Below are 24,169 nucleotides of genomic sequence, written 5' to 3'. Positions count from 1 at the left end.
AGACTTCATGCCGTCAAAGATTTTATTCAGCGCCTGCCTGGCCGGTTTTAAAGTTCGCTACAACGCATCCGACAAACCTTTGCTCAACGCCACCTTGCAGCGCTGGCAGCGCGAAGGCCGCCTGGTGGTTTGCTGCCCGGAGCTGGCCGCCGGTTTTTCCACCCCACGCCCCTCGGCAGAAATCACGCCAGCCGCTGAAGGCGCCACGGTACTGGCCCAACGGGCAAGAGTGATTGAAGTCAGCGGCGGCGACGTCACCGCCGGCTATCTGCTCGGCGCCCATCTGGCGCTGGAGACCGCACAACGGCACGACTGCCGCTTTGCCCTGCTCACCGACGGCAGCCCCTCCTGCGGCAGCCAGTTTATCTACGACGGCTCTTTCAGCGGTCAAACCAAGCCCGGCAGCGGCGTCACCGCCGAACTGCTGCGCCAGAATGGCATTGAAGTGTTTTCCGACCGTCAGATCGACGCGCTGATCGCCCGGATTGAAGCGGTGGAACAGACCTAGCGCTGCAGATGCTGCGCCAACCGTTGCTGCAGGTGCGAAATGCCCTGCGGATGCTGAATAAAGCGCTCGATGGCCATCATCTGCCAACGCTGCCCTTCTTCGCCAAAGCAAATGGCGGCTATCTGCTCCGGCGTGATGTGGCCCAGCATAAACCAGGTCGGCGGGTAGCCGGGAAAAATCCCTTGGTAACGCTGCCGTAAACTCACCTGCCGTGCGTCAATCTGCAAACCGAACTCTTCCAGCGTTTCCCGCTGCACGCATTGCAGCGGCGTCTCATCCCCTTCGCGCCCGCCTCCCGGCAAATCCCAGCAGCCCGGCCAGGGAATATCCGCCTTGTCATCACGCTGGTAGGTCAGCAAGTGGTTACCGCACAACAGCGCGATTTTCGCGCCGCCAAAGTATGAGTCATCAATCTGTGACATCTTGAACCTCTTAAAGAACGGCATTTTACACCTGTCCTTACCCGTTTGACTCTTCTGGTCACGGGTTACCATGGCCGATTATTTGTTTAGCCGAACAGGACAAGGTTTTTTGCCGTGGTGAAACCCTTTTTACGCAGTGGCAGTTTAGATGATGTGCTTGCATTGGGCGAAAATGGGCAACCGGTTTACGCCTGCGCACTGCAATTGCGAGAAACATTGCGCATTCGCCAACAGCAACAGGCGGCCGACTGCCTGGCTGTCCCGCAGCCGAACGAAACGGGTACCCGCATTGATTGGTATTCCCCTTTCCCGGGGAAAGTGACCTCCTGGCTGGCAGCGAGTGATGCCCAACGCGCGCAGGCCGTACAGTTGCTGGAACAAAGTCTGGCGACATTTCGTGATCTGGTCGCACAGACGCAGGCCAACCCACACCCCAGCCACCGTCTGTTTGGCGCATTGCTGGCCAGGGCAATGCAAATCCCTGACCCAAACCATATTTATCTGGTCGATGGCAAACCGGTATTGACCTTCTGGGGCTTTATCAAGCCGTCGGCTCAGTGTCAGGATGACCCGCTGGCATGCCTGCGCCCGGCCGAAGAAAAAAAACCGACGCCTATCGCTGCCGCGCCGCGTCCGGCGGTTATTCCTACAGCCAAACCCCTACCAGAGCCGGTGATTAAGCCGCCTGCTGCCACTACGCCGGTGCAAGCACCTCGCCAATGGCGCCGCTATCGCTGGATGTTGCCTGTGCTGATGCTGATTGCCCTGCTGGTTACCTGGCTGAGCCGCCCAACCGCCCCACTTGCTGAGCCTGTTGTCGCACCGCCACCGGCGTCGGCGCAACGCGCTGTAGCACCCGCATTCAAACTGCAACTGCCGTTAGCACCGGCAACGCTGATGCCACCCGCTCCGCTCCCCATTGTCATGCCGCCGGCGGACAAACATGCGCTGGTGCTACCCGCCGACTCGGTCAAAGCCGGTTCAGTTCGTTTTCTGAACGGTAAATGGCGTGCCACTGTGGCACTCAAAGATCTGCCAACCGGTAAACGTCCCAGCCTGCAATACCGCATCAAGGAAGGCAAAGGCACTGCAAGCATTACTTACGGGGATGGCATCACCTGCCGGGTGCCGATCGAAGCCGGGCTGATGCAGTCCGGCAATCTGGTGATTAACAGTCGCACCAAAGCACGCTGCAGCGACGGCAGCCGCTACCAAATGCCGGAAATTACCTGTACGCAAAATGAAACCGGCCCGGCAACATGCAGCGGCCGCTACGATACAGATACCCTCTATCCCATGATGTTAAAGCGCGAGAGTAAATAATGCTGGCCCCCCTAACCGATTACCCACGCAGCATGACGCTGGTTCAGGATAGTGGCATTCAATTTTTGGACTTCGCCCTGACGCCGATTCTGGATGATGAGTTTCCGGGCAAGTTTGTTCGCCAGACCGCCAGCGGCCCGCTACTGCGCCTGCAATGGGATGCCGACAGTGGCAAATACCTGTTGCCCGCCCAACCGGGGCAGAGTGCTGAAGTGGTTCGGCCGGAGTTCAGCCATTCTCTGCAACAATCGCTGCAACTGCTGAATAAAACCTGGCTGCCGCTGCCTTTCTTTCGTTGTACTTCATCAGGGGTATTTTTATCAGGGCCGGATAACTGGGCCCGCATGCAGACGCTGTTACTCGATAGCCCCGACCAGGACGGCAACCTGCTGCGGGTGGTCCTGGCCTTTGATACCCGGCTCGCCGCCGCAGGCCAGGAGGCACTCGCCCCAGGCGAAAGCGATATCAATACCGGGATCGGCTTCTCGCTGGGCCATCAAAACCATGAGCTGGGCGAGTTTCTTGATCTGACCTGGGTAGACAGTTGGCTACGTGAAGTCTTTAGCCAATCCGCGAGCAGCCTGGAACTACGCAGCGAAATGGAAATAAGCGCCGGGCTGAAAACCTTCGAATATCAGGCGCACTACCTCAACCTGTTGAACCTGCTCGGCAGCCAATTAACGCTGCCGCAGATAAAAATCATCGGGGAGACGCCGCAACAGCCCGCGATCAACGTAGATCTGATTTTGGATGTCGGCAATTCGCACACCTGCGGGGTGATGGTCGAAGATCATCCGCAAGAAAATAATGGCCTGAAACAGACTAATGAACTGCAGTTACGTTCGCTATCTGCGCCGCATTGCGTTTACAACGAGTTATTTGAAAGCCGGGTAGAGTTTGCCCAGGCGTCATTTGGCAAACCCCACCTCTCATACCAAAGCGGGCATGATGATGCCTTTGTCTGGCCTTCCATCGTCCGCGTGGGCCGGGAAGCCGCGCAACTGGCGCTGCGGCGGGAAGGTACCGAAGGCACCACCGGCATTTCCAGCCCACGCCGTTACCTGTGGGACGAAGAACGCTATGCGCCCGGCTGGCGTTTTAACAGCCAACAAGAACCCATGGCTGCCGCCGCGCCATTAAGCTCACTGCTCAACGACGAGGGTGTCCCCCTGTCTGCGCTGCCGGTAGAAGAGCGGTTGCCGGTTTTTTCCGCCCACTATAGTCGTAGCGCGGTCATGGCCCTGATGCTAACCGAGCTGCTGGCGCAGGCATTGATGCAAATCAACAGCGCAGCCCAACGCACCAGGATGCCGAACACTGCGGCCCCACGGCGTCTGCGTACCATCATCCTGACTTTGCCTTCGGCGATGCCCAAGCCGGAGCGTGAAATTTTCCGCCGCCGCATGCAGGAGGCGATTGGCCTGATATGGAAAGCCATGGGCTGGCACCCGCTGGATGCCCCGTTCAGCGCTGAGCAAGCCCGTATGCCAGTGCCACTGGTGCATATGGAATGGGACGAAGCCACCTGCGGCCAGATGGTTTATCTGTATAACGAAACTCAGGTCAATTTTGCCGGCCGCACCGATGCCTTTTTCGCTGCCATGGCCAGGCCGGACCGACCGCCAGTACCGGGAGAACAACCGGGAAAATCACTGCGTATCGCTTCAATCGATATCGGCGGCGGCACTACCGATCTGGCGATTACTCAATACCGGCTGGATGATGGCGTAGGCAACAACATCAAAATCAATCCGCGTCTGTTGTTCCGTGAAGGATTTAAGCTCGCCGGCGACGACATTTTGCTGGATGTCATCGGGCAATTTATCTTGCCCGCCGTACAGCAGGCGTTCGAACAGGCCGGAGTCAACGCCAGCGCCACAGCGGCGACCATGGACAAGCTGTTTGGCAACCAGGGGCGTATGGATGGGTTTTCCACCCTGCGCCAGCAGGCCACGCTGCAGATTTTCATGCCCGCGGGGCGTGCGCTGCTTAGTGCCTATGAGGATTACGATCCGCTGGACAGCCATGCAGAAATCGCCGCCACGCTGGGCGAACTACTGCCACAGATGCCCACCTTGCAGGTACTGGCATTTATCAACGATGAGGTTCAGCGCGGATCCGGCAACGCCGCCTTCGACATTCTGCAGACCCCGCTGGTCATCCGGCTGGGTGCCGTGCATGCCGCTTTCCTGTCCGATCGGATCGGCATCAGTCACTGCCTGCGCCTATTGTGCGAAGTGGTGGCGTTGTATAGCTGCGATGTGTTGTTACTCACCGGCCGCCCTGCCTGTTTCCCGGGCGTTCAGGCGCTGTTGCGCCACCTGCAACCCTTGCCCGCAAGCCGAATTTTGCCGCTTGAGGGTTATCACACCCGCAGTTGGTACCCGTTTAACCAAGGCGGACGCATTGACAATCCCAAATCAACCGCCGCCGTGGGCGCCATGCTGTGCCTGTTGGCTATCGACCTGCGGCTGGAGAGTTTTTATTTTAACGTCGGCGACTTCCAACCCTATTCCACGATTCGTCATCTGGGCATGCTGGACAGCAATAACATGCTGGCAGACGATAATGTCTACTATCGCGATATCGATCTGGACTGCGCAGACTTTGCGCTGGATCCCGACAGCTATTTCCAGCTACGTGGCCCGCTGCGTCTGGGTTTCCGTCAGTTGGATAACCCGCGCTGGCCGGCATCGCCACTCTACACCCTGACTATTACCGATGCCGCTCTGGCGCGCAAACTGGCAGGCGATGCAGTCATCAGCCTGCGTTTGGCCATCACCGGCAATGATGAGCAAGGAGCCGAAGGCGTCAGCATTGCCGAAGCCCGCCTGGCCGACGGCACGCCGGTACCCGCAGATAGCCTGCAACTAAAACTCAATACCTTGGCTGCCAGCGCCTCTGGCGCAACCCATTATTGGATTGACAGCGGGAGCATTTATCAGCAATGAAACCTATCACCTCCGACCGGCCCGAGCCGATAAACAGCCTTGGAAACATCATTGCGCAGGCGATTGACTGGGTGGCGGCCACCCGGCAGCAGTCCACTCGGCTAAACCGGGAAGCCGATAACCTGACTGTCCGTCTGCGCCGCAGCTATAACCGGGCCAGGCAGTTGGACAGCGCCATGCATCAGCCTCTGGCCATCGGCCTCTATGGCCATAACGCCGCGGCCAAGGCCCACTTGTTGGCCGCACTGGCACCCGGTGCCAGGCTATTGAGCGAAGATGCCACGCTGGCGGTACGCTACAGCCGTTGTGACACCCAAAATCCTCCGTCTTACCCTGTTGCCGTTTCCCTGCTGGATGAGGCGCAGTTGGTTGCCATGATGATCGGCAGCGCATTGATGGGCGGTTTTCGTCCGGATTGGAATGCCGGTGCCATGGCCGCACATTCGCACGCACTGGAGCGTCTCCGCCAACCGATGGCTATCGACGGGCTGGACAGCAACGCGATGGTAGCGCTGTGGGACCACCTTGGTCATCAGGGCGGTAAATGGCAAACGCCGCTGGCGAGACACTTCTGGCCACATGCCATCTCACTGGCACCCTATTTGAGCGTTGACGACCGTGCCAGGCTGTTCGCACCGCTTTGGGGCGAGGACCCGGCACTGACAAGTTGTTATCGCCAGTTGGCGCATACCCTACACGCCCTGGGCCACTGCGAGCGCCTGTATGCTCCCCACCAGGTATTGAGCCAGGATGAGGGGATTGTGCATGCCCAGGCAATCCATGCATCGGCCGCGGAAAAACTGACCGTGCTGACAGAAAATGGCGTCGAGGTAGCGATCGCGCTGGCCGATCTGGCGTGGTTGGCGGCCTCGGTCACGACAACCTTGCCAGCGAGGGGAAACCTCGGGTTACCGAACAACATCGAACTGCTAGACCTGCCGGCCGCCAACCCATGCCCGGGTGCTGGGCTGATACAGCGCATGCAGCAGGCAAAACGCGCCAATCTGCTGACTCTTGCTGCCGATGGCCTGCACGCCAGTCTGTTACTGGTAAGCGATGCGGCCCTTACGCCACAAGATGCCGGCCGTACGGGCAACGCGCTGGCCTACTGGGTCAGACAAACCCAGGGGGAAACCGTGGAACTACGCAGCCGCCGCAAACCGGGTTTAATCTGGGCAATCACCGCGTTCGACTCACGTCAGGAAGGGAAACCGCGCCCCGACGACGCCGTTCAACGCTATGTCGGCGAACCGGGCGAAAGTTGGGCCACCCTGCTGGCGATCGATGAAAGCGACTGCCAGCGCATGGTGGCCTGGTTGGCGACGCAGGCGTCCCCGACATTGAAGCAGGATCGCATCCTTGAACAACAGCAGGAACTGCAACGCGAACTGACTGAGAGCCTGCTCGGCAACTGGCTGCACGCCGCGGACACGCCGTTAACGCAGCAGCGCACCCAACAGTTACTGCGCAAATTGCAGGCACAGGCAGGAATACACGGCGAACTGCTCGAGTGGCTGCTGCCGCAGTGCGATACCCTGCGCCAGCTGTATAGCCAACACAGTAACTTGTCCGCACCGGTGGTCGCTGCCCCGGCGTTTGATGTTGAGATCGATCTGTTTGACGAGGGAGATATGGCCTGCGTGGCCCCCATCGGGCAAAACAATGATTCGTTTGCCCAGCGGGTATTTGCCGATTGGATAAACCATCTGCGCAGCCTGCCGGACAATAACCAACTGCTGACATTGCTGGGTGTCGGCAAGCAGCATCTGGAGATGCTGGTCGACGCGCTAATCACCGCTGCCTGCCGCCTGGAAATTGCCGAATCACTGGAGCGCGCATTGTCTGCCGGAGCACTGCCTGAACAGGCTGAAGACAGGCAGGTCAGCCAGGCGTTAGCGATATTGGGCGATTTCGTCACCTGGTTGGGCTTCCAGCAGCGCGAGGCGAGGTTACGCCCCGCCAGCCGAATCAATCACGGCCAACCCATATTTACCCCTCCACCGCAGCCCGCCGTGGACTGGAGTAGCCAGCAACGGTTAACCAAACTGGCACCGACCCCGGCGAGAAATACCGCGTTTTATATCTATGACTGGTTGGTTGGCCTGCAGGCGCTGTTGGCGGAGAATGTGGCAACCGGGGCAGAAGGCACAATCGATGAAGCTGCACATCGGGCTTTGGCCGCCATTGTCGCCCCCCTGAACGCCGAGGCAACGCCAATTATTTAAGGTATAGTGAAAAACCGTTTTCACCACAGGCGAATAATAACGATGAACTCTCCGTTTCTGGTTACTCCGCAATGGCTTGCGCAGCATATCAACGATGAAAACCTGGTAGTGGTTGATGTCAGGATGTCCCCGGTCGGCCTGGTGCCGAAAAAAGACATGCTCGCCGAATTTGAACGTGGCCATATCCCCGGCGCGGTGTATTTTGACATCGATGACGTCGCGGATAAAAACACCGCATTGCCGCATATGCTGCCGACGGCAGAGGAATTCAGTGCGGCGGTGGGTAAATTGGGCATCAGCGAACAACAGACCATCGTGTTTTATGACGAAGGCAACCAGTTCTCGGCCCCGCGCGGTTGGTGGACCTTCCGCAACTTTGGCGCGCAGCAGGTGTATGTGTTGGACGAAGGCCTGAACGGCTGGACAGCTCTGGGCCAACCACTTGTTACCGGCGCGGCTCAGCGCACGCCGCAAACCTTCAACGCCCGCTTTAATGCGGACGCGGTAGTCAATCTGCAGCAGGTGGAACAGGCGCTGAACAGCGAAGTGCAAATCCTTGATGCGCGCGCCGCACCGCGTTTTTACGCCGAAGCACCAGAACCGCGCCCCGGTCTGCACCGCGGCCATATTCCCGGCAGTATCAATATTCCTTACGGCGAACTGCTGGAAAACGGCCGTTTCAAATCGCTGGAAGCACTGAAGCAAACCTTCAGCGACAAGGGCGTGAGTCTCGACGGACCCATCATCACCAGTTGCGGTTCCGGCGTCACGGCAGCGGTGCTGGCTTTCGGCCTGCTGTCACTCGGTGCACCGCAGGTGAAACTGTATGACGGTGCCTGGACCGAATGGGGTGCGTTAAGCGGTAAGCAGCCGATCGAGCAGGACTAGCTGTTGATCCGATCGGCGACGATCTGCGCCAGACGCTGGATCGCCGCCGAGGGGGTTTCTTCGGCACGGTGCAGCACCACAGCTAACGGGTTTAGCGCCGGCAAAGCGTCGGGTGGCAAAAGGGACAGCCCCGCCGGCAACCCGGCGTCGGTACGCACCGTTACCCCCAATCCGGCGCTGACCGCCGCCCATACGCCATTCAGGCTGCGACTGGTGAAGACGACACGCCAGGCAATACCGGCACGATCCAGCGCCTGAGTCGCGGCGCTGCGCATCAGACAAGGGGCATCAAACATCACCAGCGGCAGAGGTTCATCCCCCTGGCGCCAGGAGGCCAGTTCAAAATGCGGGGAGGCGATCCAGTGCATCTGCCGTTGCCCCAGCGCCTGATAAAACGGCGTGCTGATACCACCGTCCCACGCCAGCGACAAATCCAGTTGTCCTTTCAACACCCACTCGATCAGTTCGGCATTACGGGCAATACGCGCTTCAATACGCACGCGCGGATGCGCTCGGGCAAAACTGCCCAAGACCTGTGGCAAAAAGGTTTCACCGAAGTCCTCCTGTAGTCCTAACCGCACAATGCCCTGTAGATCCAAGCCGCGCACTGCGGTCGCGGCCTCATCATTGAGCTCCAGCAAGCGACGCGCGTAGCCCAACAGCGTTTCGCCGGCTTCGGTCATTACCATGCCGCGCCCGGACTTGCGCAGGATGGGGCTGCCAACCTGCTGTTCCAGCTTTTTCAGATGCGCGCTGACCGCCGAGGTGGATCGCCCCAGCCGCTCTGCCGCTTTAGCGAAACTGCCCAGCTCAATGCCTGTCACGTAACTGCGCAGATCGTCGAGATCGAAGGTGACTCGCCCCATACTAACCATCCCGTTTTTAAGAACCATCAGTCAAAATAATGCCGATATTACTCACAAAGATGGCGTGTCATGCTCAGCCGGTCAATCGCTTTCAGGAGAATCACCATGCTTGCCATGCAATACAGTTTCACCCTGCCCGCCGATTACGATATGGCTATTATTCAGGATCGCATCAGCCGTTTCGGCCATCTGCTGGACAATGCCCCACAGTTGCTGATTAAAGCCTATCTCTACGCACAGAAAGGGGAGTACAGCGAGGAAAATCTGTACGCACCATTTTATCTGTGGAACAGCAGCGCCGGCATGAGTGACTTTCTGATCGGTGAAGGTTTTAAAGGCCTCAGCCGGGCCTTTGGCTGGCCACAAGTCAGGCAATGGCTGCCCTGGGTGACGCATTTTGACCGCCTGCAACTCTCTCAAGCTACCTGCGCCACTCGCCAAACATGGCCGATTGCGCCCTATAGCGATCTGAACGTACTGCAACAACGACAGTGGGTGGCTCCCGGTGCTCTGGCCAGCATCGTTGCGTTTGACCCTACCTTCTGGCAGTTAGTACGGCTGGATTTATGGCAAGCACTACCGACAGAGATCGCGCCAAACGCCCAGTGTTACCGTATTGGCCACCTTTCCACCCCCTTTGACCACACAGCGCCGCGGGTTGACAGCCAGACTTGATATTGATAATCATTATCAATATTGAGTTTTCAATCAGGATCGGCAGGATGCGGATCCTTAAGGCCAACCGCTATGTCACAGCCACCGATCACACCTTACACCACCGCCTGCTGCATCGTTGGCGGCGGCCCCGCCGGGCTGATGCTCGGCTATCTGCTGGCCCGGGCGGGGATAGAGGTCATAGTGCTGGAAAAGCACGCCGATTTCCTGCGCGACTTTCGCGGCGATACCATTCACCCTTCAACGTTGGAAATCATGCATCAGCTTGGCCTGCTGGAGGAGTTGCTGGCACTGCCGCACCAGCGCGCAGAAACGCTGCATGCCGAAATCGCCGGGCGTGACATTACGCTTGCCGACTTCACCCACCTGCCGACGCGCTGCAAATTTATCGCCTTTATGCCGCAGTGGGAGTTCCTTAACTTTCTGGCGGAAAAAGCCGCCGCCTTTCCTGCGTTCAGCCTGATCAAATCGGCGCAGGTACACCAATTATTGTACGATCGCGGCCAGGTCTGCGGGGTGCTGGCAGATACGCCGGAGGGTCCAATCCGCGTCCGCTGCCAACTGGTAATCGGCACTGACGGACGTAACTCGGTGGTACGCGAACAGGCGGCACTCAGCAGTCACAGTTTTGGTTCGCCGCGCGATGTGCTGTGGATGAAGATCGCTAAAAAACCCGGCGATCCAGCCTGGTCGATGGGGCATACCGGGCCAAAACAAAACTTCATCATGATCGACCGGGGTGAATACTGGCAGTGTGGCTATTCAGTCGACAAGGGCAGTTTCGAGGCGATCCAACAGGATGGGCTGGAAAAGTTTTTGCTGCAGATCGCCGAGGTCGCCCCCTTCCAGGACCACCGCCTGCAGGAGATCCTCAGTTGGGATCAGGTGAAGTTATTGAGTATTCGTATCGCTCGACTGGATCAATGGGCCAAACCGGGCGTGCTGTGCATTGGCGACGCAGCACACGCCATGTCGCCGATCGGCGGTGTCGGGGTGAATCTGGCGATTCAGGATGCGGTTGCTACCGCCAACGTGATTATCCCTCCGTTACGCAGCCACAGTTTGCAGCTCAAACACCTGTTACGCGTGCAAAAACGCCGTAATTTCCCCACCAAAGCCACTCAGTTTCTGCAAATAAAAATGAGCCAGCGCAGACCGAAAAAACGCCGAGGTGGCAGCGGATCCAGTCTGATGACCCGCGTCGGTAACAGCCGCTGGCTGCCACGCTTATTTGGTCGGATTATCGGGCTGGGATTCCGGCGGGAATCACCGAAACATCTTGCAGAGTGAGGGTTTGCTGCGGTCAAAAATACGTAATGGGCAGAATCGATACATTAATCATCTTCCAGCAGGGTAATACCCATTTTATCCGCCAGTTCAAACAAATGTATTAAAACACTTTTATCTGTTACTGATACCGTTTTAGCAGTAATAGATAACTCGTTTCCATTCAAACGGTCGCCAAACAAAACATAGGCATTACCGGGATGTTGTTTTGACGGCCAAATCAGCCCCTGAACATCTGGATGTTGCGCATAAACTGCTTCAGCCCACTTGCGCGTTACCTGATAGTGAGCAGCATCACAATGCACGACCTTTTTAGAGGCCCTCATCTTCGCCAGGCCGGGTTGATCTAATGCAGCAAGCTGCAATTCGGTATTCACCAGCAGTTCGGTATGAACCAAACCCGAAAGTCGTCTGACGTTGAACCCAACATATTGTTTTGTGAAATCGACATCGTGCAAAGGGACTTCACACAACGCCACCTTGGTATTATCACCGGCATAAATAGTGGCGATCACGTTACTGTATTGATCAATAATCGGGCTAAATCGTGCATCGCCCCCAAGGTTATTATTAAAAGCATCGCCAGCGTACTTTTCTCGATGAATACGATAGAGTGGCGTCCCTGCCTTAACAATGTGCTTGTTAATATTGACCTTTCCTACCGGGGGCAGTAAGTCATCATCCATGCTGCGCTCCCGCCTTTTCTATAAGAGCGGCATGTAACACCGCAGCAGGATCTTGCTTCATCAGATCTTTGGGTTTTTTACCCTCCAACCAGCTATTGGCCGTGCCCATCCAGCTCGCAATCGACCAGGCGCTGGTGCTGTCACCAAAAACGGTCAATATGTCTTTGAGGATTTTTAGCGGCTGGTAAGCCTCATCCAATGCATAAGCCGGATAGCGATCGTGCCCCTCAACGTTGATCGCAAAAATCTTCCCGCGCTGCTTCCAACCGTTTGGGCCTGCGCTACGGTTGCGATTTTTAAAACCTGCCCGGTCAGAGAGTTCGGTAGATGTCAGCCAGTTGGCATCTGCCAGAAGGTACTGGCGAAGGCCCTGTTTCCTTTCTTCATTGCGGGCCTGAAACTCGGGAAAACCGGCAAAGATACTGGCGGCAGGCATAGCGTTATCGACATCCACTCGGGCCGCCGGTATCTTCCCTGTCGCAGACTTGGCGACCCTATCCCAGGCAATCTCCAGCATTTGCATCGCCGCTTTGGGATCTACTGCAGGATCATTGATCATGTCAGTAAGCTTTTTTCTCAGGGCGCTATTGCCGGCGTCATTGTTACGATCCGAATCGGTGGTATGAGCATCGGGATCAATTTCAATCACCAAAAATCGCGCCGAAGGCTTACTTGGCTTAAGCTGTTGCAGCTGATCGGCAGTAAGCATTTGCATAACAGTACGATGTCCCTGACGACGATGGGTTTGCTGTTTGAATGTCATACTTCCTCCGGCATGCAGATATTGCGTATATTGAGTATATTGAGTATATCTCGTATGCATTGGGTTGTCTAAATCTTCACCAGTGGTGGTTCCCTTTCAGGTTGGCCGCCGTTTCTCATTTCTTACCAAGAGGTCCCTATGTTCAGTATCCGCCAGGCTTTGAGCGGTGATTTAGCGCAGGTTCGTGATGTGGGCATTCGCACCTATCAGGCCCATTTTGGCGAACTTTGGCACCATAAAGAGGAGTTGGACGCTTTTCTGGCGCAAGATTTTGCGGTTGAGGCATTGGAACAGACGCTGCAGGACGCGGACGTGTGCTGGCTACTGGCTTATGAAAATGACAATTTGGTGGGCTACGCACGGCTGAATTTCAACAGCCTGCTGGCGCCGACTCAAACAACCGGTGCCGAACTGCAGAAAATCTATTTCCTGCCGGAATATGCCGGCCGAGGTTATGGCCAGCACTTTTTTGAGCACGTACAGCAACGGGCGATCGAACGTAAGCAACAAACGCTGTGGCTGGAAGTGTTGCAGCGCAATACCAGCGCCCAGCGTTTTTACCAACGCCAGGGGCTGAGTATTTGCGGTGAAACCTGCTACACCAGCGCCCAGGGTTCCATCGGCATCTGGTATATGTCAAAACCGCTGTAACCGCTAGCCCGGAAACTCCAGCGCACCGCCATCGCTTTTTCTACCCCAGGGAAATTGGCAAACAGGTTATTGAAGCTGCGATTTTCGGCGTAGATCACCACCACATTTTTCACATGACGCCGCAGTTTTATTAAAAAATCCTGCGGCTTTATCGGTTAGCGGACGTCGCGTTGCAGCATCAAAAATATCAGCGCCAGCGTATTGGGCACCATATACAGCATCGCACCCAGTTGCACCGCCAGCGGGTTTTCCTTTGCCTGCCAGGCCATAAACCAGTCGCCTGCGACTACCATAAAACCGAGGCCCCATACCGCGATCGCACAGAGCGCGCCCAGCATGGCCCAGGCTTTCCCCCTGGCAAAAGCCGCGTAAGAATGGCCCAGATGTTTCAACATCAGCACCACGCCAAAGGCCGCGGCAATGCCGGCCACAGACTCCAGCAAAGTGATCGTCACCAGCCCAACCTGCCCGGCCCATTCAACGTTGATAGCACGCCACATTAATCCAGGAGCCTGATAGGTATCCTGCATGGCCAGCAGCGGGGCCACGGCATGTTGGGCAGTTCCGGAAAAATCGGCGGTATTGTTCAGCAGACTGAAGATCCCCCAAAGAGCCGGGAACAGTGACAGGACGATACAACCCAGACGTGACATAGTGATTTCGTTCATAATTATCCCTAATTTATGGTGATGTATAACCCTGGATTCCTTGTATTGCAGCAGTTTAACTCAGGGTAGCTAAACGGCGACTACCGTTCCACCCAACAAAGTGTTCTGAGAATCATTGCCCTTTCACTACCCAGCCTTATTGAGCCTTATATCGCCACCAGCCCGCGCACGCCGTCTTGCTCCATCGCGCTGCCTGCACCGCGCTGGACAATACTGCCGCGCGACATCACCAGATAGCGGTCCGCCAGCTCGGCGGCAAAATCATAAAACTGTTCCACCAGCAGGATCGCCATATCCCCCTGGGCCGCCAACTGTTTAATCACTGCACCGATCTCTTTGATCACCGAAGGTTGGATCCCCTCCGTCGGCTCATCAAGGATCAACAGCTGCGGTCGGCAGGCCAGCGCACGCCCAATCGCCAACTGCTGTTGTTGGCCGCCGGAGAGATCGCCGCCGCGCCGATCTTTCATCTGCAACAGCACCGGGAACAGTTCATAGATATGAGCCGGTACCTTGCGCGCCTGGCTGCCGGAAAAACGTGCCAGCCCCATCAGCAGATTTTCTTCCACCGTCAGGCGACCAAAGATCTCACGCCCCTGCGGCACATAGGCCACCCCGGCCTGCACCCGTTGGTGTGGTTTTCTGCCGTTAAGGCTTTCACCCTGCCAACTGATGCCACCGCTCCTGGCCGGGATCAGCCCCATCAGGCATTTCAGCAACGTGGTTTTCCCCACGCCGTTGCGCCCCAACAGGCAGGTCACTTCGCCGATATGAGCTTCAAACGACAGGCCGCGCAAAATGTGGCTGCCACCGTAATATTGATTCAGTTCATTCACTTGCAACATAGCTGCTCCTAGCGTCCTAAATACACTTCGATCACCTGCTCTTCGGCCTGTACCTGCGCCAATGAGCCTTCCGCCAACACCTGGCCCTGATGCAGCACCGTGACGTGGTCGGCAATGGTTTCGACAAACCCCATGTCGTGCTCCACCACCATCAGCGAATGCTTGCCCGCCAGCGAGCGGAACAGTTCGGCGGTGTACTCGGTTTCCGCGTCGGTCATACCGGCCGCCGGTTCATCGAGCAGCAGCAGGTGCGGTTCCTGCACCAATAGCATGCCAATTTCGAGAAACTGTTTTTGCCCGTGGGACAGCAGCCCGGCGGGACGATAGCGTTCATGGCCCAGCCGCAGGGTTTTCAGCATTTCATCGATACGGTCGCGTTGTTCGCTGCTCAGTTTGGCGCGCAGGCAGGCCCATACCGACTTCTGAGTTTTCTGGGCGATCTCCAGATTTTCGAACACCGTCAGCGCCTCAAACACCGTGGGCTTTTGGAACTTGCGACCGATGCCGGCCTGGGCGATCTGCATCGGATCCAGCGCGGTCAGATCGACGGTTTGATCGTAAAACACCCTGCCGCTGTCCGGCCGGGTTTTGCCGGTGATCACATCCATCAGCGTGGTTTTCCCCGCGCCGTTTGGCCCGATCACGCAGCGCAGTTCACCCACACCGATCTGCAACGACAGATCGCTCAGAGCACGAAAACCGTCAAAACTGACGTTGATCTTGTCGAGCAGCAGCACCGGATCGGTTTGCTGACGATATTTATCGGCCGGCAGCGGCTGGGTGAACAGCTCTTCGGTCATTTGCAGCGAATTCATTGTGATTTCCCTCTGCGCAGCAGGCCGATAACCCCTTTCGGCAGGAACAGCGTAACGACGATAAACATCAGGCCAAGAAAGAACTGCCAGTATTCCGGAATGGCCATGGTGAACCAGCTCTTGGCGCCGTTGACGATACCCGCCCCCAGCAGCGGCCCCACCAGCGTGCCGCGTCCGCCGAGCGCCACCCAGATGGCGGCTTCGATCGAGTTGGTCGGCGACATTTCGCCCGGGTTGATAATGCCCACCTGCGGCACATACAGCGCCCCGGCCAGCCCGCATAGCACCGCCGATAGCGTCCAGACAAACAGTTTGAAGCCTTTCGGATCGTAGCCGCAGAACGTCAGGCGGTTTTCCGCATCGCGCACCGCCGTTAGCACCCGGCCGAATTTGCTGCGGGCCAGAGCAAAGCCGATTGCCAGACTGGCGGCCAGCAGCAGCACCGTCGTCACGAACAGCGCCACCCGCGTGCCGGTCGCGGTGATCGGAAAGCCCAGCAGGGTGGTGAAACCGGTAAAGCCATTGTTGCCACCAAAGCCGGTTTCGTTACGAAAGAACAGCAACATACCGGCGTAGGTCAACGCCTGAGTCATGATGGAGAAATACACCCCTTTGATCTTTGAGCGGAAGGCGAAGTAACCGAAGACGAAGGCCAGCACGCCGGGCACTAACACGATCAAACACAGCGCCCAGGCGAAGTACTGGGTGCCGCTCCAGAACCACGGCAATTCATTCCACGAAAGAAACGACATAAACGCCGGCAGGCCATCGCCCGCCGCCTGGCGCATCAGGTACATGCCCATGGCGTAGCCGCCGAGGGCGAAAAACAGCCCGTGCCCCAACGACAGCAGCCCGGCGTAACCCCACACCAGATCAAGCGCCACTGCCACTACCGCATAACACAAGATTTTACCCACCAGCGTCAGGGTATAAGTGGAGATCGCCAGCGGATGGTCTGCCGGCAACAATGCCAGAAACGGCATGATCAGCAGTAGCAGCAACGCCAGCCCGCCGATGCCCAGCGCCAGTCGGGGTGCCTTCTGCAGGCCGGTTACAGTCAATGGTTGGCTCATCAGTCAATCACCCTGCCCTTGAAGGCGAACAGTCCCTGAGGACGTTTTTGAATAAACAACACGATCAGCGCCAGGATCAGGATTTTACCCAGCACGGCCCCAATCTGCGGTTCAAGGATTTTGTTAAGAATACCCAGGCCAAAGGCCGCCACCACGGTCCCGGCCAGTTGGCCAACGCCGCCGAGCACCACCACCAGGAACGAGTCGATGATATAACCCTGGCCCAGCTCCGGCCCGACGTTGCCCAGCTGCGACAACGCCACTCCGCCCAGCCCGGCAATGCCGGAACCCAGGCCGAACGCCAGCATATCGACGCGGCCGGTGGGTACGCCGCAGCAGGCGGCCATGGCGCGATTTTGCGTCACGGCGCGCACGTTCATACCCAGGCGGGTTTTATTCAGCAGCAACCAGGTGAGCACCAGTACCAGCACCACAAACAGGATCACCGCGATCCGGTTCCACGGCAGCACCAGATTGGGCAGTAACTGAATGCCGCCCGACAGCCAGGCCGGGTTGGCAACCTCCACGTTTTGCGCGCCGAATAGCACCCGAACACATTGGATCAGCACCAGGCTGATGCCCCAGGTCGCCAGCAGGGTTTCCAACGGCCGCCCATACAGATGGCGGATCACCGTGCGCTCCAGCGCCATACCTATGCAGGCGGTGATGCCAAACGCCACCGGCAACGCCACCAGCGGATACAGTGCCAGCCACTGCGGTGCAAACTGCTGAAACAGCCCCTGCACCAGATAAGCCGAGTAGGCACCGAGCATCAGCATTTCGCCGTGCGCCATGTTGATCACCCCCAGCAGGCCGTAGGTGATCGCCAGTCCAAGCGCCGCCAACAGCAGGATCGAGCCAAGCGACAGGCCGGTAAACGCCTGGCCAATCAGATCGCCGATCATCAGCCGGTGTTTCACGCTGGTCAGGCTTTTCAACGCCTCGGCTCGCACGGCGGTGTCCGGTTCATGAGCGGCGTCGGTCATCGCCTGCAGCCGGGTTTGGGTTTCCGCTGCCCCCGAACTGCCGAGCAGCCGCACCGCATTGAGACGCACTTTGGCATCGGCGTCGCCCAGTTGCAGATTGGCCAGCGCGATGCTCAACGCCTCATGCACCCGGTCGTCTTTTTCCTGCGCCAGGCGCTGGGTCAACAGCGGCAATTGATCATTTTTCGCCTCCTGCTGCAGGGCCTGCGCCGCCTGTAAACGCAGCGCCGGATCTTCACTGACCAGCTGCTGTGCCGACAACGCGTTGGCAATCAGGATCCGCAGCCGGTTATTCAGCCAAAGCTTCTTCGGCGTACCGACCGGGGCAGCGCTACCCTCCAGTGACTGATAGCGATCGCCCTGCTGGATAAAGGCATGTTTGGCCTCGTCGGTCACCAGGTTTTCCTGCTTTAACGCCTGCAGTAACGGCAAACGCGCAGCGTCCGGCGCGGTCGCCCACGCCTGCAATAATTTGGCCTGCTGCGTACGGTTGGCCGCAGCAAAATCATCGGCCGGCCCCGCCTGCGCGAACATGGGCAGGCAGCACAGCAATAACCACAGATGCCTGAGATGGCTTAAAGATAAAAGTTTCATCAAATGTCTCGTCGCAATAGGGCATGGCTCAGTCAGCCCCCACCGTAACGGGGGCTGGGCATTCTTGCCTAATGCTTGTCAGTTAAGGTGATCATGTTCCCTCTCCTTTGGGAGAGGGTTAGGGTGAGGGGATGCACTCCGACACTAGCCCCTCACCCCGGCCCTCTCCCAAAGGAGAGGGGGACGCCCACTTAAACAATGTCATACATTTTTAGAACTTTGCTTAACTGACCGGCATTAGGTGTTACTTGCCGCCTTTTACCGGGCTTTCCGACTTTTTGTCGTTGCCGGCAATGTACGGGCTCCACGGCTGGGCGCGTACCGGAGCATCGGTTTGCCACACCACGTTGAACTGGCCGTTGCCTTCAATCTCGCCAATCATCACCGGTTTGTGCAGGTGATGGTTGGTAGCATCCATAGTCAGGGTAAAGCCCGACGGCGCGGCGAAGGTCTGCCCGGCCATCGCCGCACGAACCTTGTCAACGTCAGTGGTTCCGGCCTTCTCTACCGCCTGCGCCCACATGTGGATGCCGACATAGGTGGCTTCCATCGGGTCATTGGTCACGGCGGTAGCATAGTTCGGCAGGTTGTGCGCCTTGGCATAAGCGCGCCATTCGCTGACGAACTGCTTGTTGGTTGGGTTATCCACCGATTCGAAGTAGTTCCAGGCCGCCAGGTTACCCACCAGCGGTTTGGTGTCGATGCCGCGCAGCTCCTCTTCCCCTACCGAGAAGGCGATCACCGGCACGTCGGTGGCCTTGATGCCCTGATTGGCCAGCTCTTTGTAGAAGGGGACGTTGGAATCACCGTTGATGGTGGAGATCACCGCCGTTTTGCCACCGGCAGAGAATTTCTTGATGTTGGCGACAATGGTCTGGTAGTCGCTGTAACCAAACGGCGTATAGACCTCTTCGATGTCTTTATCCTGAATGCCTTTCGAGTGCAGGAAGGCGCGCAGGATCTTGTTGGTGGTACGCGGATAAACGTAGTCAGTGCCCAGCAGGAAGAAGCGTTTCGCCGATCCGCCGTCTTCGCTCAGCAGGTATTCCACCGCCGGGATCGCCTGCTGATTAGGGGCCGCACCGGTATAGAACACATTGGGCGACATCTCTTCCCCTTCGTATTGCACCGGGTAGAACAACAAACCGTTCAACTCTTCAAACACCGGCAACACGGATTTACGCGATACCGAAGTCCAGCAGCCAAACACCGCCGCCACCTTGTCCTGGCTCAGCAACTGACGCGCCTTTTCGGCGAACAGCGGCCAGTTGGAGGCCGGATCCACCACCACCGGTTCGAGTTTTTTACCCAATACGCCGCCCTTGGCATTGATGTCATCTATGGTCATCAGTGCCACGTCCTTGAGCGGCGTTTCAGAAATGGCCATGGTGCCGGACAGCGAACTCAGGATGCCGACCTTGATGGTATCGGCGGCCTGCACGCTCCAGGCCATCCCCATACCGATCATGCTGGCAGACAGCGCGAAAGCTTTTATAAAGTGACGACGTTGCATAGTTCAAACTCCTGATGTGTGTTGGAAAACAGGTTCAGAAAAACTCACGTAGGACTGTCTGGTAGCTGGAGGCGTGCTTGATGCAACATATGCAGGGTTATTTTTCTGACCTCAGCCTTACTGACGGCAATATGGTTACTGAGCAGCGTTTGCGCCTCCCCGGTTTGCTGTTGCAGGATCGCCCGCAAAATGGCGGCGTGTTCGTTATAGGTCGCCTCCACCCGGCTGCCCTGGGTGAAATCCAACCGACGAATGATGCGAATTTTCTCGGTCAGGTCGCGATGAATGCGTGCCATTTCGCCGTTGCCCGCCGCCGCCACCAGCGCCATATGGAACTGTTCGTCGTGCAGCGAAACAGTTTTGCCGTCTTCCAACCGTGGCTCGTCGATCCAGAAACTGCCGAGCGCCTCCAGTTGCAACGGCACTTCATCCATTGGCCGCGCGCACAGCCGTTTAACCGCCTCACACTCCAGCACGATACGCAGGTCATACAGCTCCTCGAAGTAGGCAAAATCGAACGGTCGCACCTGCCAACCGCTACGGAAATGCACTTCGACATACCCCTCGCGCTCCAGCCAAAACAAAGCCTGACGTACCGGCGTGCGGCTGACGTCCATGCGCAGCGCCACTTCGTTTTCGCTAAAGCGGTCGCCCGGCAGCAGCTGAAAATCAAAAATATCGTCCTTGAGCTGCAGGTAGATGCGCTCCGCCAGCCCCTCCGGCCGCGCCTTGTTGCGGTTATTGGTGATTTGCATCGCATTCCTCTCTGCGGGCGCAGCCTGCCGCGCCCCGACGATTAAACAGGGTTAACTGGCGTGCTCCAGCCACAGCAGGGCGTCGCCCGGCCCGACCGGCCGCCCCTGCTGACAACTGATGCGTTTGATGATCCCGGCGCGCGGCGCGGTGACCGCCAGCTCCATTTTCATTGCCTCAACCACGATCAGTGGCTGGCCGGCTTCGACCTGCTGCCCTGGCGTCACCAGGATCTTCCACACGCTGCCGTTCAGGTCGGCGCTGACCAGATAACCATCAACCTCTTCTTCATCATCCTGTGGCGGCAGCAACTGGGCCTCGGCTTCGCCCTCCTCTTCCTGCCAGCGCGTCACTTCATGGCTGAACGCCTGCTGTTGGCGCTGCTGGAAGGCACTGATATCTTCGGCGTTGTCCGCCAGGAAACGGCTGTATTCGGCAAAATCAAACTCGCTGTTCTCAATACGGACCTGCGCGCGCCCTTCGCGGAACGCCTCGCGCTGCTCATCCAGCTCCTGTTCGCTGACCGGATAGAAACGCACCTGATCAAAGAAGTGCAGCAGCCAGGGCTCACCGGCGCTGAACTGCGGATTCTTGAGGAATTTGTTCCAGATCGGCAGCGTGCGGCCGACCAACTGGTAGCCCCCCGGTGAGTCCATGCCATAGATGCACATGTACATGCCGCCGATACCGACCGTGCCTTCGGCGGTATGGGTGCGGGCCGGGTTATATTTGGAACTGAGTAGCCGGTGACGCGGGTCAATCGGTACTGCGCAGGGTGCGCCGAGGTAAACATCGCCCAGCCCGAGGATCAGGTAACTGGCATCAAAAATGATGTCGCGCACCTGCTCACGCGTGCTGAGCCCGTTGATACGTTGAATAAAATCGACGTTGTTTGGCAGCCAGGGCGCGGACGAACGCACCGTCTGTTGATAGCGTTCCACCGCCCCCAGAGTGGCAGAGTCTTCAAACGCCATTGGCAGATAAACCGTGCGCGTCGGCACCTTCAGTTGGCTGACATCGCCCAATGCCTGTTCGCGTGCCAGCAAGCGCGCCAATAAATCGGCCTGGCCCAGAACGCGGCTGTCATAGCGGATCTGCAGCGATCGCACGCCGGGTGCCAGCTCCTCGACGCCGGGGATCGCGTCCTGCTTGAGCGACTGCATCAGCAGATGAATGCGTAGTCGCAGCGCCAGACTGAGCACGTTGTCGCCATATTCCAGTAAAATGTAGCCGTCACCGGCCTGGCGATAGACCACTGCCGGGCGGCTGTCGGTCGCCGGCAGTGCCGCCAGGATAGCGGCAGAAACCGTGGCACCCGGCGTCAGATCCGGTGCCGGCAAGGTGATGGCCTTCACCGCCGCCAGCGCTTCGATACTGCCAAGCTGCGCCTGTTCCAGCGATTGCGCCTGTTTGAAACCAATCGGATGGAAGCGAATGCGATCGCCTGGTTTCACCTGGCCGACTTTCCACAGCTCGGCCCTGGCGATGGTCACCGGGCAGACGAAACCACCGAGGCTCGGGCCGTCACGGGTGAGGATCACCGGGAAGTCGCCGGTGAAGTTAATGGCACCGATGGCGTATTCGCAGTCGTGTACGTTGGACGGATGCAGCCCGGCCTCGCCGCCGTCCTGCCGCGCCCACTCCGGTTTTGGCCCGGACAGGCGCACGCCCAGCCGGTTGGAGTTGTAATGCACCTGCCATTCGGTGGCGAAGAAACTGTCGATCGACTCTGGGGTAAAGAAGTCCGGTGCGCCGTGCGGCCCATACAGCACGCCGATGTTCCACAGATTGCCATACTCTGGGATCAGGCTTTCATCCATCGCCTGCGGCGCGGCAATCGGTGCCGGCGTGGTGGTCGCGGCCAATGCCGGTTGCGACACCGCCAGCATATCCGCCACCCGCAGGGTCCGTCCGGCGTGACCGCCAAACTGTCCCAGGGCAAAGGTCGAACGGCTGCCCAGATAGACAGGGACATCGAAACCATTGCGCACCGCCAGATAGGTGCGGCATCCGTGCCGGGCGCGGCCCATCGTCAGTACCTGCCCGGCCCGAACCGCCACCGGCTGCCAGTAATTTAGCGCTTCGCCATCCAAATCTGCCGGGCAGTCCGCACCGGTCAGCGCAACAGTGGCGTCGCAATGAAAACGCAGGGTTGGCCCCTGCAGGGTAAACTCCAGTCCGGCGGCGCTGGGATGATTGCCGACAATGCGGTTGGCCAGCCGGAAAGCAAAGTCGTCCATCGGCCCGGACGGCGGCACGCCAATATCCCAATAGCCGACGCGGCCGGGATAATCCTGCACGCTGCTGTAAGTGCCCGGTTGCAGCACTTCAATACTGCTGGGCTGGAAGCGGAAACTGTCCAGCATGCGGGTCCACACGCTACCGGTCTGGAACTCCGCAGTGGCAATCACCTGCCGCAGGTAATCCAGATTCGTCGCGATGCCGTGCAGCCGGGTGGCATCCAGCGCCAGGCGCATTTTCTCCAGCGCCTGTTGGCGATCCTCGCCGTGAACAATCAACTTGGCGATCATCGGGTCGTAAAATGCCGACACTTCACTGCCGGTGGCGACCCAACCGTCCACCCGTACCCCATCAGGGAAATGCACCTCGGTCAGTACGCCCGGGCTGGGCTGGAAGTTTTTCAGCGGATCTTCGGCATAGATACGCACCTCAATCGATGCCCCCTGCGGTGGGCGTTGCAGCGCCGCCCAGTCCAGCGCATCCCCCGCCGCCACCTGCAGCATGCATTCGATCAGGTCCAGCCCGGTCACACTTTCAGTCACCGGATGCTCAACCTGCAGACGGGTGTTCACTTCGAGGAAATAAAACTCGTCGCGCGCGCCGTCGTAGATAAACTCCACGGTACCGGCACTGCGATAATTAACCGACGCCCCCAGTGCCACTGCCGCCTGATGCAGCGCCTGACGGGTGGCCGTCGGCAGGTTCGGTGCCGGGGTCTCTTCCACCACTTTCTGGTTGCGGCGCTGCAATGAGCAGTCGCGTTCGCCGAGGGCCACCACCCAGCCCTGACCATCACCAAAGATCTGCACTTCGACATGACGGGCCTGATCGACAAAGCGCTCGATAAAGGCCCCTGAATCGCGGAAGAACTGCTCACCCAGCCGTTTCACGCTGTCGTAGGCTTCACGCAGGGCGGCTTCGTCATCGCAGCGCGTCAGGCCAATGCCGCCACCGCCGGCAGTGCTTTTCAGCATCACCGGATAGCCAATCTGTCTGGCGGCGTTGACCGCCTGCTCAACGCTGTCCAGCAGGCCAGTGCCCGGCGTCATCGGCACCTGCGCCAGCGCCGCCAGCTCACGCGCCCGGTGTTTCAGGCCGAACTCGCGAATTTGTGCCGCCGTCGGGCCGATAAAAGCGATGCCCGCCGCTTCGCAGGCGTCGGCAAACTCAGCGCTCTCGGAAAGGAACCCGTAGCCGGGGTAGATCGCCTGCGCGCCGGTTTCTGCCGCCGCCGCCAGGATCTTGTCGATACACAGGTAACTGTCGCTGGGTTTTTCACCGCCCAGCGACACCGCCAAATCGGCTGCGGTGACGTGCGGTGCATTGCGGTCGGCGTCGGAATAAACCGCCACGCTGGTCACTCCCAGGCGTTTCAGGGTGCGGATGGCGCGGCAGGCAATTTCGCCACGGTTGGCAATCAGTACGGTAGAAAACAT

20 protein-coding genes are annotated in these 24,169 nt (G+C 58.4%); 8 read left to right on the top strand and 12 right to left on the bottom strand.

Features of this window, described 5'->3' with window-relative positions; translation table 11 throughout:
• The first annotated feature begins 7 nt into the window (after positions 1 to 7).
• On the top strand, positions 8 to 508 hold the full coding sequence (locus tag ACSOSI_RS07470) for a 2-thiouracil desulfurase family protein (protein ID WP_476706797.1): 501 nt from the start codon (positions 8 to 10) through the stop codon (positions 506 to 508).
• On the opposite strand, the gene ACSOSI_RS07465 is transcribed toward ACSOSI_RS07470, so the two are convergent.
• Positions 505 to 930 (bottom strand): NUDIX hydrolase, encoded by a 426-nt coding sequence (locus ACSOSI_RS07465; RefSeq protein ID WP_135344507.1) that lies wholly within the window; start codon positions 928 to 930, stop codon positions 505 to 507. The genes ACSOSI_RS07470 and ACSOSI_RS07465 overlap by 4 nt on opposite strands.
• Positions 931 to 1,044: 114 nt before the next feature.
• On the opposite strand from ACSOSI_RS07465, the gene ACSOSI_RS07460 reads away from it, so the two are divergent.
• The 4 genes from ACSOSI_RS07460 to sseA are packed head-to-tail and all read left to right on the top strand — an operon-like array spanning position 1,045 to position 8,317.
• Positions 1,045 to 2,253 (top strand): SrfA family protein, encoded by a 1,209-nt coding sequence (locus tag ACSOSI_RS07460; RefSeq protein ID WP_476706796.1) that lies wholly within the window; start codon positions 1,045 to 1,047, stop codon positions 2,251 to 2,253.
• Positions 2,253 to 5,204, top strand: coding sequence for a virulence factor SrfB (locus tag ACSOSI_RS07455; protein ID WP_476706795.1), 2,952 nt, complete (start codon positions 2,253 to 2,255; stop codon positions 5,202 to 5,204). Before ACSOSI_RS07460 ends, ACSOSI_RS07455 begins: the two co-directional genes overlap by 1 nt.
• Complete coding sequence (locus tag ACSOSI_RS07450) at positions 5,201 to 7,429, top strand: virulence factor SrfC family protein (protein ID WP_476706794.1); 2,229 nt, start codon at positions 5,201 to 5,203, stop codon at positions 7,427 to 7,429. The genes ACSOSI_RS07455 and ACSOSI_RS07450 overlap by 4 nt, the downstream gene beginning before the upstream one ends.
• Positions 7,430 to 7,471: 42 nt before the next feature.
• Positions 7,472 to 8,317, top strand: coding sequence for a 3-mercaptopyruvate sulfurtransferase (sseA, locus tag ACSOSI_RS07445; RefSeq protein ID WP_476706793.1), 846 nt, complete (start codon positions 7,472 to 7,474; stop codon positions 8,315 to 8,317).
• Here sseA and ACSOSI_RS07440 read toward each other — a convergent pair.
• Positions 8,314 to 9,183 carry a LysR substrate-binding domain-containing protein gene (locus ACSOSI_RS07440; protein WP_261130396.1) on the bottom strand — a complete coding sequence of 290 codons (870 nt, stop codon included), beginning with the start codon at positions 9,181 to 9,183 and terminating at the stop codon, positions 8,314 to 8,316. The genes sseA and ACSOSI_RS07440 overlap by 4 nt on opposite strands.
• A 105-nt stretch (positions 9,184 to 9,288) precedes the next feature.
• Between ACSOSI_RS07440 and ACSOSI_RS07435 the strand changes: the two genes are divergently transcribed.
• Together ACSOSI_RS07435 and ACSOSI_RS07430 are read left to right on the top strand one after the other, a co-directional pair.
• Positions 9,289 to 9,858: a DUF4865 family protein gene (locus tag ACSOSI_RS07435; RefSeq protein ID WP_476706792.1), complete on the top strand. Its 570-nt coding sequence runs from the start codon at positions 9,289 to 9,291 to the stop codon at positions 9,856 to 9,858.
• Positions 9,859 to 9,930: 72 nt separating this feature from the next.
• Positions 9,931 to 11,148: an FAD-dependent oxidoreductase gene (locus ACSOSI_RS07430; protein WP_476706791.1), complete on the top strand. Its 1,218-nt coding sequence runs from the start codon at positions 9,931 to 9,933 to the stop codon at positions 11,146 to 11,148.
• Between the two features lie 44 nt (positions 11,149 to 11,192).
• Here ACSOSI_RS07430 and ACSOSI_RS07425 read toward each other — a convergent pair whose 3' ends face one another.
• On the bottom strand, positions 11,193 to 11,831 hold the full coding sequence (locus ACSOSI_RS07425; RefSeq protein ID WP_135344513.1) for an RES family NAD+ phosphorylase: 639 nt from the start codon (positions 11,829 to 11,831) through the stop codon (positions 11,193 to 11,195).
• Positions 11,824 to 12,594: a hypothetical protein gene (locus tag ACSOSI_RS07420; RefSeq protein ID WP_476706790.1), complete on the bottom strand. Its 771-nt coding sequence runs from the start codon at positions 12,592 to 12,594 to the stop codon at positions 11,824 to 11,826. The genes ACSOSI_RS07425 and ACSOSI_RS07420 overlap by 8 nt, the downstream gene beginning before the upstream one ends.
• Positions 12,595 to 12,732: 138 nt before the next feature.
• On the opposite strand from ACSOSI_RS07420, the gene ACSOSI_RS07415 reads away from it, so the two are divergent.
• Positions 12,733 to 13,245: a GNAT family N-acetyltransferase gene (locus tag ACSOSI_RS07415; protein WP_259188056.1), complete on the top strand. Its 513-nt coding sequence runs from the start codon at positions 12,733 to 12,735 to the stop codon at positions 13,243 to 13,245.
• A 155-nt stretch (positions 13,246 to 13,400) separates the two neighbouring features.
• Here the strand turns inward: ACSOSI_RS07415 and ACSOSI_RS07410 are convergent, their stop codons facing one another.
• The 8 genes from ACSOSI_RS07410 to uca form a co-directional block, all read right to left on the bottom strand.
• Entirely contained in the window at positions 13,401 to 13,913 is a 513-nt protein-coding gene (locus ACSOSI_RS07410) for a DUF2165 family protein (RefSeq protein ID WP_476706789.1), read from the bottom strand.
• Positions 13,914 to 14,059: 146 nt separating this feature from the next.
• On the bottom strand, positions 14,060 to 14,758 hold the full coding sequence (gene urtE, locus ACSOSI_RS07405; RefSeq protein ID WP_476706788.1) for an urea ABC transporter ATP-binding subunit UrtE: 699 nt from the start codon (positions 14,756 to 14,758) through the stop codon (positions 14,060 to 14,062).
• 8 nt (positions 14,759 to 14,766) lie between these two features.
• Positions 14,767 to 15,573, bottom strand: coding sequence for an urea ABC transporter ATP-binding protein UrtD (gene urtD, locus ACSOSI_RS07400; RefSeq protein WP_476706787.1), 807 nt, complete (start codon positions 15,571 to 15,573; stop codon positions 14,767 to 14,769).
• The gene (gene urtC, locus ACSOSI_RS07395; RefSeq protein ID WP_476706786.1) at positions 15,570 to 16,646 is read right to left on the bottom strand and encodes an urea ABC transporter permease subunit UrtC; all 1,077 of its coding nucleotides are present in this window, start codon (positions 16,644 to 16,646) and stop codon (positions 15,570 to 15,572) included. The genes urtD and urtC overlap by 4 nt, the downstream gene beginning before the upstream one ends.
• Entirely contained in the window at positions 16,646 to 18,226 is a 1,581-nt protein-coding gene (gene urtB, locus ACSOSI_RS07390) for an urea ABC transporter permease subunit UrtB (protein ID WP_476706785.1), read from the bottom strand. The genes urtC and urtB overlap by 1 nt, the downstream gene beginning before the upstream one ends.
• Positions 18,227 to 18,470: 244 nt before the next feature.
• The gene (gene urtA / locus ACSOSI_RS07385; protein WP_115182975.1) at positions 18,471 to 19,739 is read right to left on the bottom strand and encodes an urea ABC transporter substrate-binding protein; all 1,269 of its coding nucleotides are present in this window, start codon (positions 19,737 to 19,739) and stop codon (positions 18,471 to 18,473) included.
• Between the two features lie 44 nt (positions 19,740 to 19,783).
• The gene (locus tag ACSOSI_RS07380; RefSeq protein ID WP_012005853.1) at positions 19,784 to 20,494 is read right to left on the bottom strand and encodes a GntR family transcriptional regulator; all 711 of its coding nucleotides are present in this window, start codon (positions 20,492 to 20,494) and stop codon (positions 19,784 to 19,786) included.
• 51 nt (positions 20,495 to 20,545) lie between these two features.
• Complete coding sequence (uca, locus tag ACSOSI_RS07375; protein WP_476706784.1) at positions 20,546 to 24,169, bottom strand: urea carboxylase; 3,624 nt, start codon at positions 24,167 to 24,169, stop codon at positions 20,546 to 20,548.

It is taken from the genome of Serratia sp. AR11 (assembly GCF_056376275.1).
This window is presented reverse-complemented; position numbering and strand designations above follow the sequence as displayed.

Excerpts from the sequence above, each read along its gene's own strand:
- ACSOSI_RS07430 (WP_476706791.1), top strand. The coding sequence starts at position 9,931 with ATGTCACAGCCACCGATCACACCTTACACCACCGCCTGCTGCATCGTT.
- ACSOSI_RS07415 (WP_259188056.1), top strand. The coding sequence starts at position 12,733 with ATGTTCAGTATCCGCCAGGCTTTGAGCGGTGATTTAGCGCAGGTTCGT.
- ACSOSI_RS07435 (WP_476706792.1), top strand. The coding sequence starts at position 9,289 with ATGCTTGCCATGCAATACAGTTTCACCCTGCCCGCCGATTACGATATG.
- urtC (WP_476706786.1), bottom strand. The coding sequence starts at position 16,646 with ATGAGCCAACCATTGACTGTAACCGGCCTGCAGAAGGCACCCCGACTG.
- sseA (WP_476706793.1), top strand. The coding sequence starts at position 7,472 with ATGAACTCTCCGTTTCTGGTTACTCCGCAATGGCTTGCGCAGCATATC.
- ACSOSI_RS07380 (WP_012005853.1), bottom strand. The coding sequence starts at position 20,494 with ATGCAAATCACCAATAACCGCAACAAGGCGCGGCCGGAGGGGCTGGCG.
- urtE (WP_476706788.1), bottom strand. The coding sequence starts at position 14,758 with ATGTTGCAAGTGAATGAACTGAATCAATATTACGGTGGCAGCCACATT.
- ACSOSI_RS07455 (WP_476706795.1), top strand. The coding sequence starts at position 2,253 with ATGCTGGCCCCCCTAACCGATTACCCACGCAGCATGACGCTGGTTCAG.
- ACSOSI_RS07425 (WP_135344513.1), bottom strand. The coding sequence starts at position 11,831 with ATGGATGATGACTTACTGCCCCCGGTAGGAAAGGTCAATATTAACAAG.
- ACSOSI_RS07470 (WP_476706797.1), top strand. The coding sequence starts at position 8 with ATGCCGTCAAAGATTTTATTCAGCGCCTGCCTGGCCGGTTTTAAAGTT.
- urtB (WP_476706785.1), bottom strand. The coding sequence starts at position 18,226 with ATGAAACTTTTATCTTTAAGCCATCTCAGGCATCTGTGGTTATTGCTG.
- ACSOSI_RS07440 (WP_261130396.1), bottom strand. The coding sequence starts at position 9,183 with ATGGGGCGAGTCACCTTCGATCTCGACGATCTGCGCAGTTACGTGACA.
- uca (WP_476706784.1), bottom strand. The coding sequence starts at position 24,169 with ATGTTTTCTACCGTACTGATTGCCAACCGTGGCGAAATTGCCTGCCGC.
- ACSOSI_RS07465 (WP_135344507.1), bottom strand. The coding sequence starts at position 930 with ATGTCACAGATTGATGACTCATACTTTGGCGGCGCGAAAATCGCGCTG.
- ACSOSI_RS07420 (WP_476706790.1), bottom strand. The coding sequence starts at position 12,594 with ATGACATTCAAACAGCAAACCCATCGTCGTCAGGGACATCGTACTGTT.
- ACSOSI_RS07410 (WP_476706789.1), bottom strand. The coding sequence starts at position 13,913 with ATGAACGAAATCACTATGTCACGTCTGGGTTGTATCGTCCTGTCACTG.
- urtD (WP_476706787.1), bottom strand. The coding sequence starts at position 15,573 with ATGAATTCGCTGCAAATGACCGAAGAGCTGTTCACCCAGCCGCTGCCG.
- urtA (WP_115182975.1), bottom strand. The coding sequence starts at position 19,739 with ATGCAACGTCGTCACTTTATAAAAGCTTTCGCGCTGTCTGCCAGCATG.
- ACSOSI_RS07450 (WP_476706794.1), top strand. The coding sequence starts at position 5,201 with ATGAAACCTATCACCTCCGACCGGCCCGAGCCGATAAACAGCCTTGGA.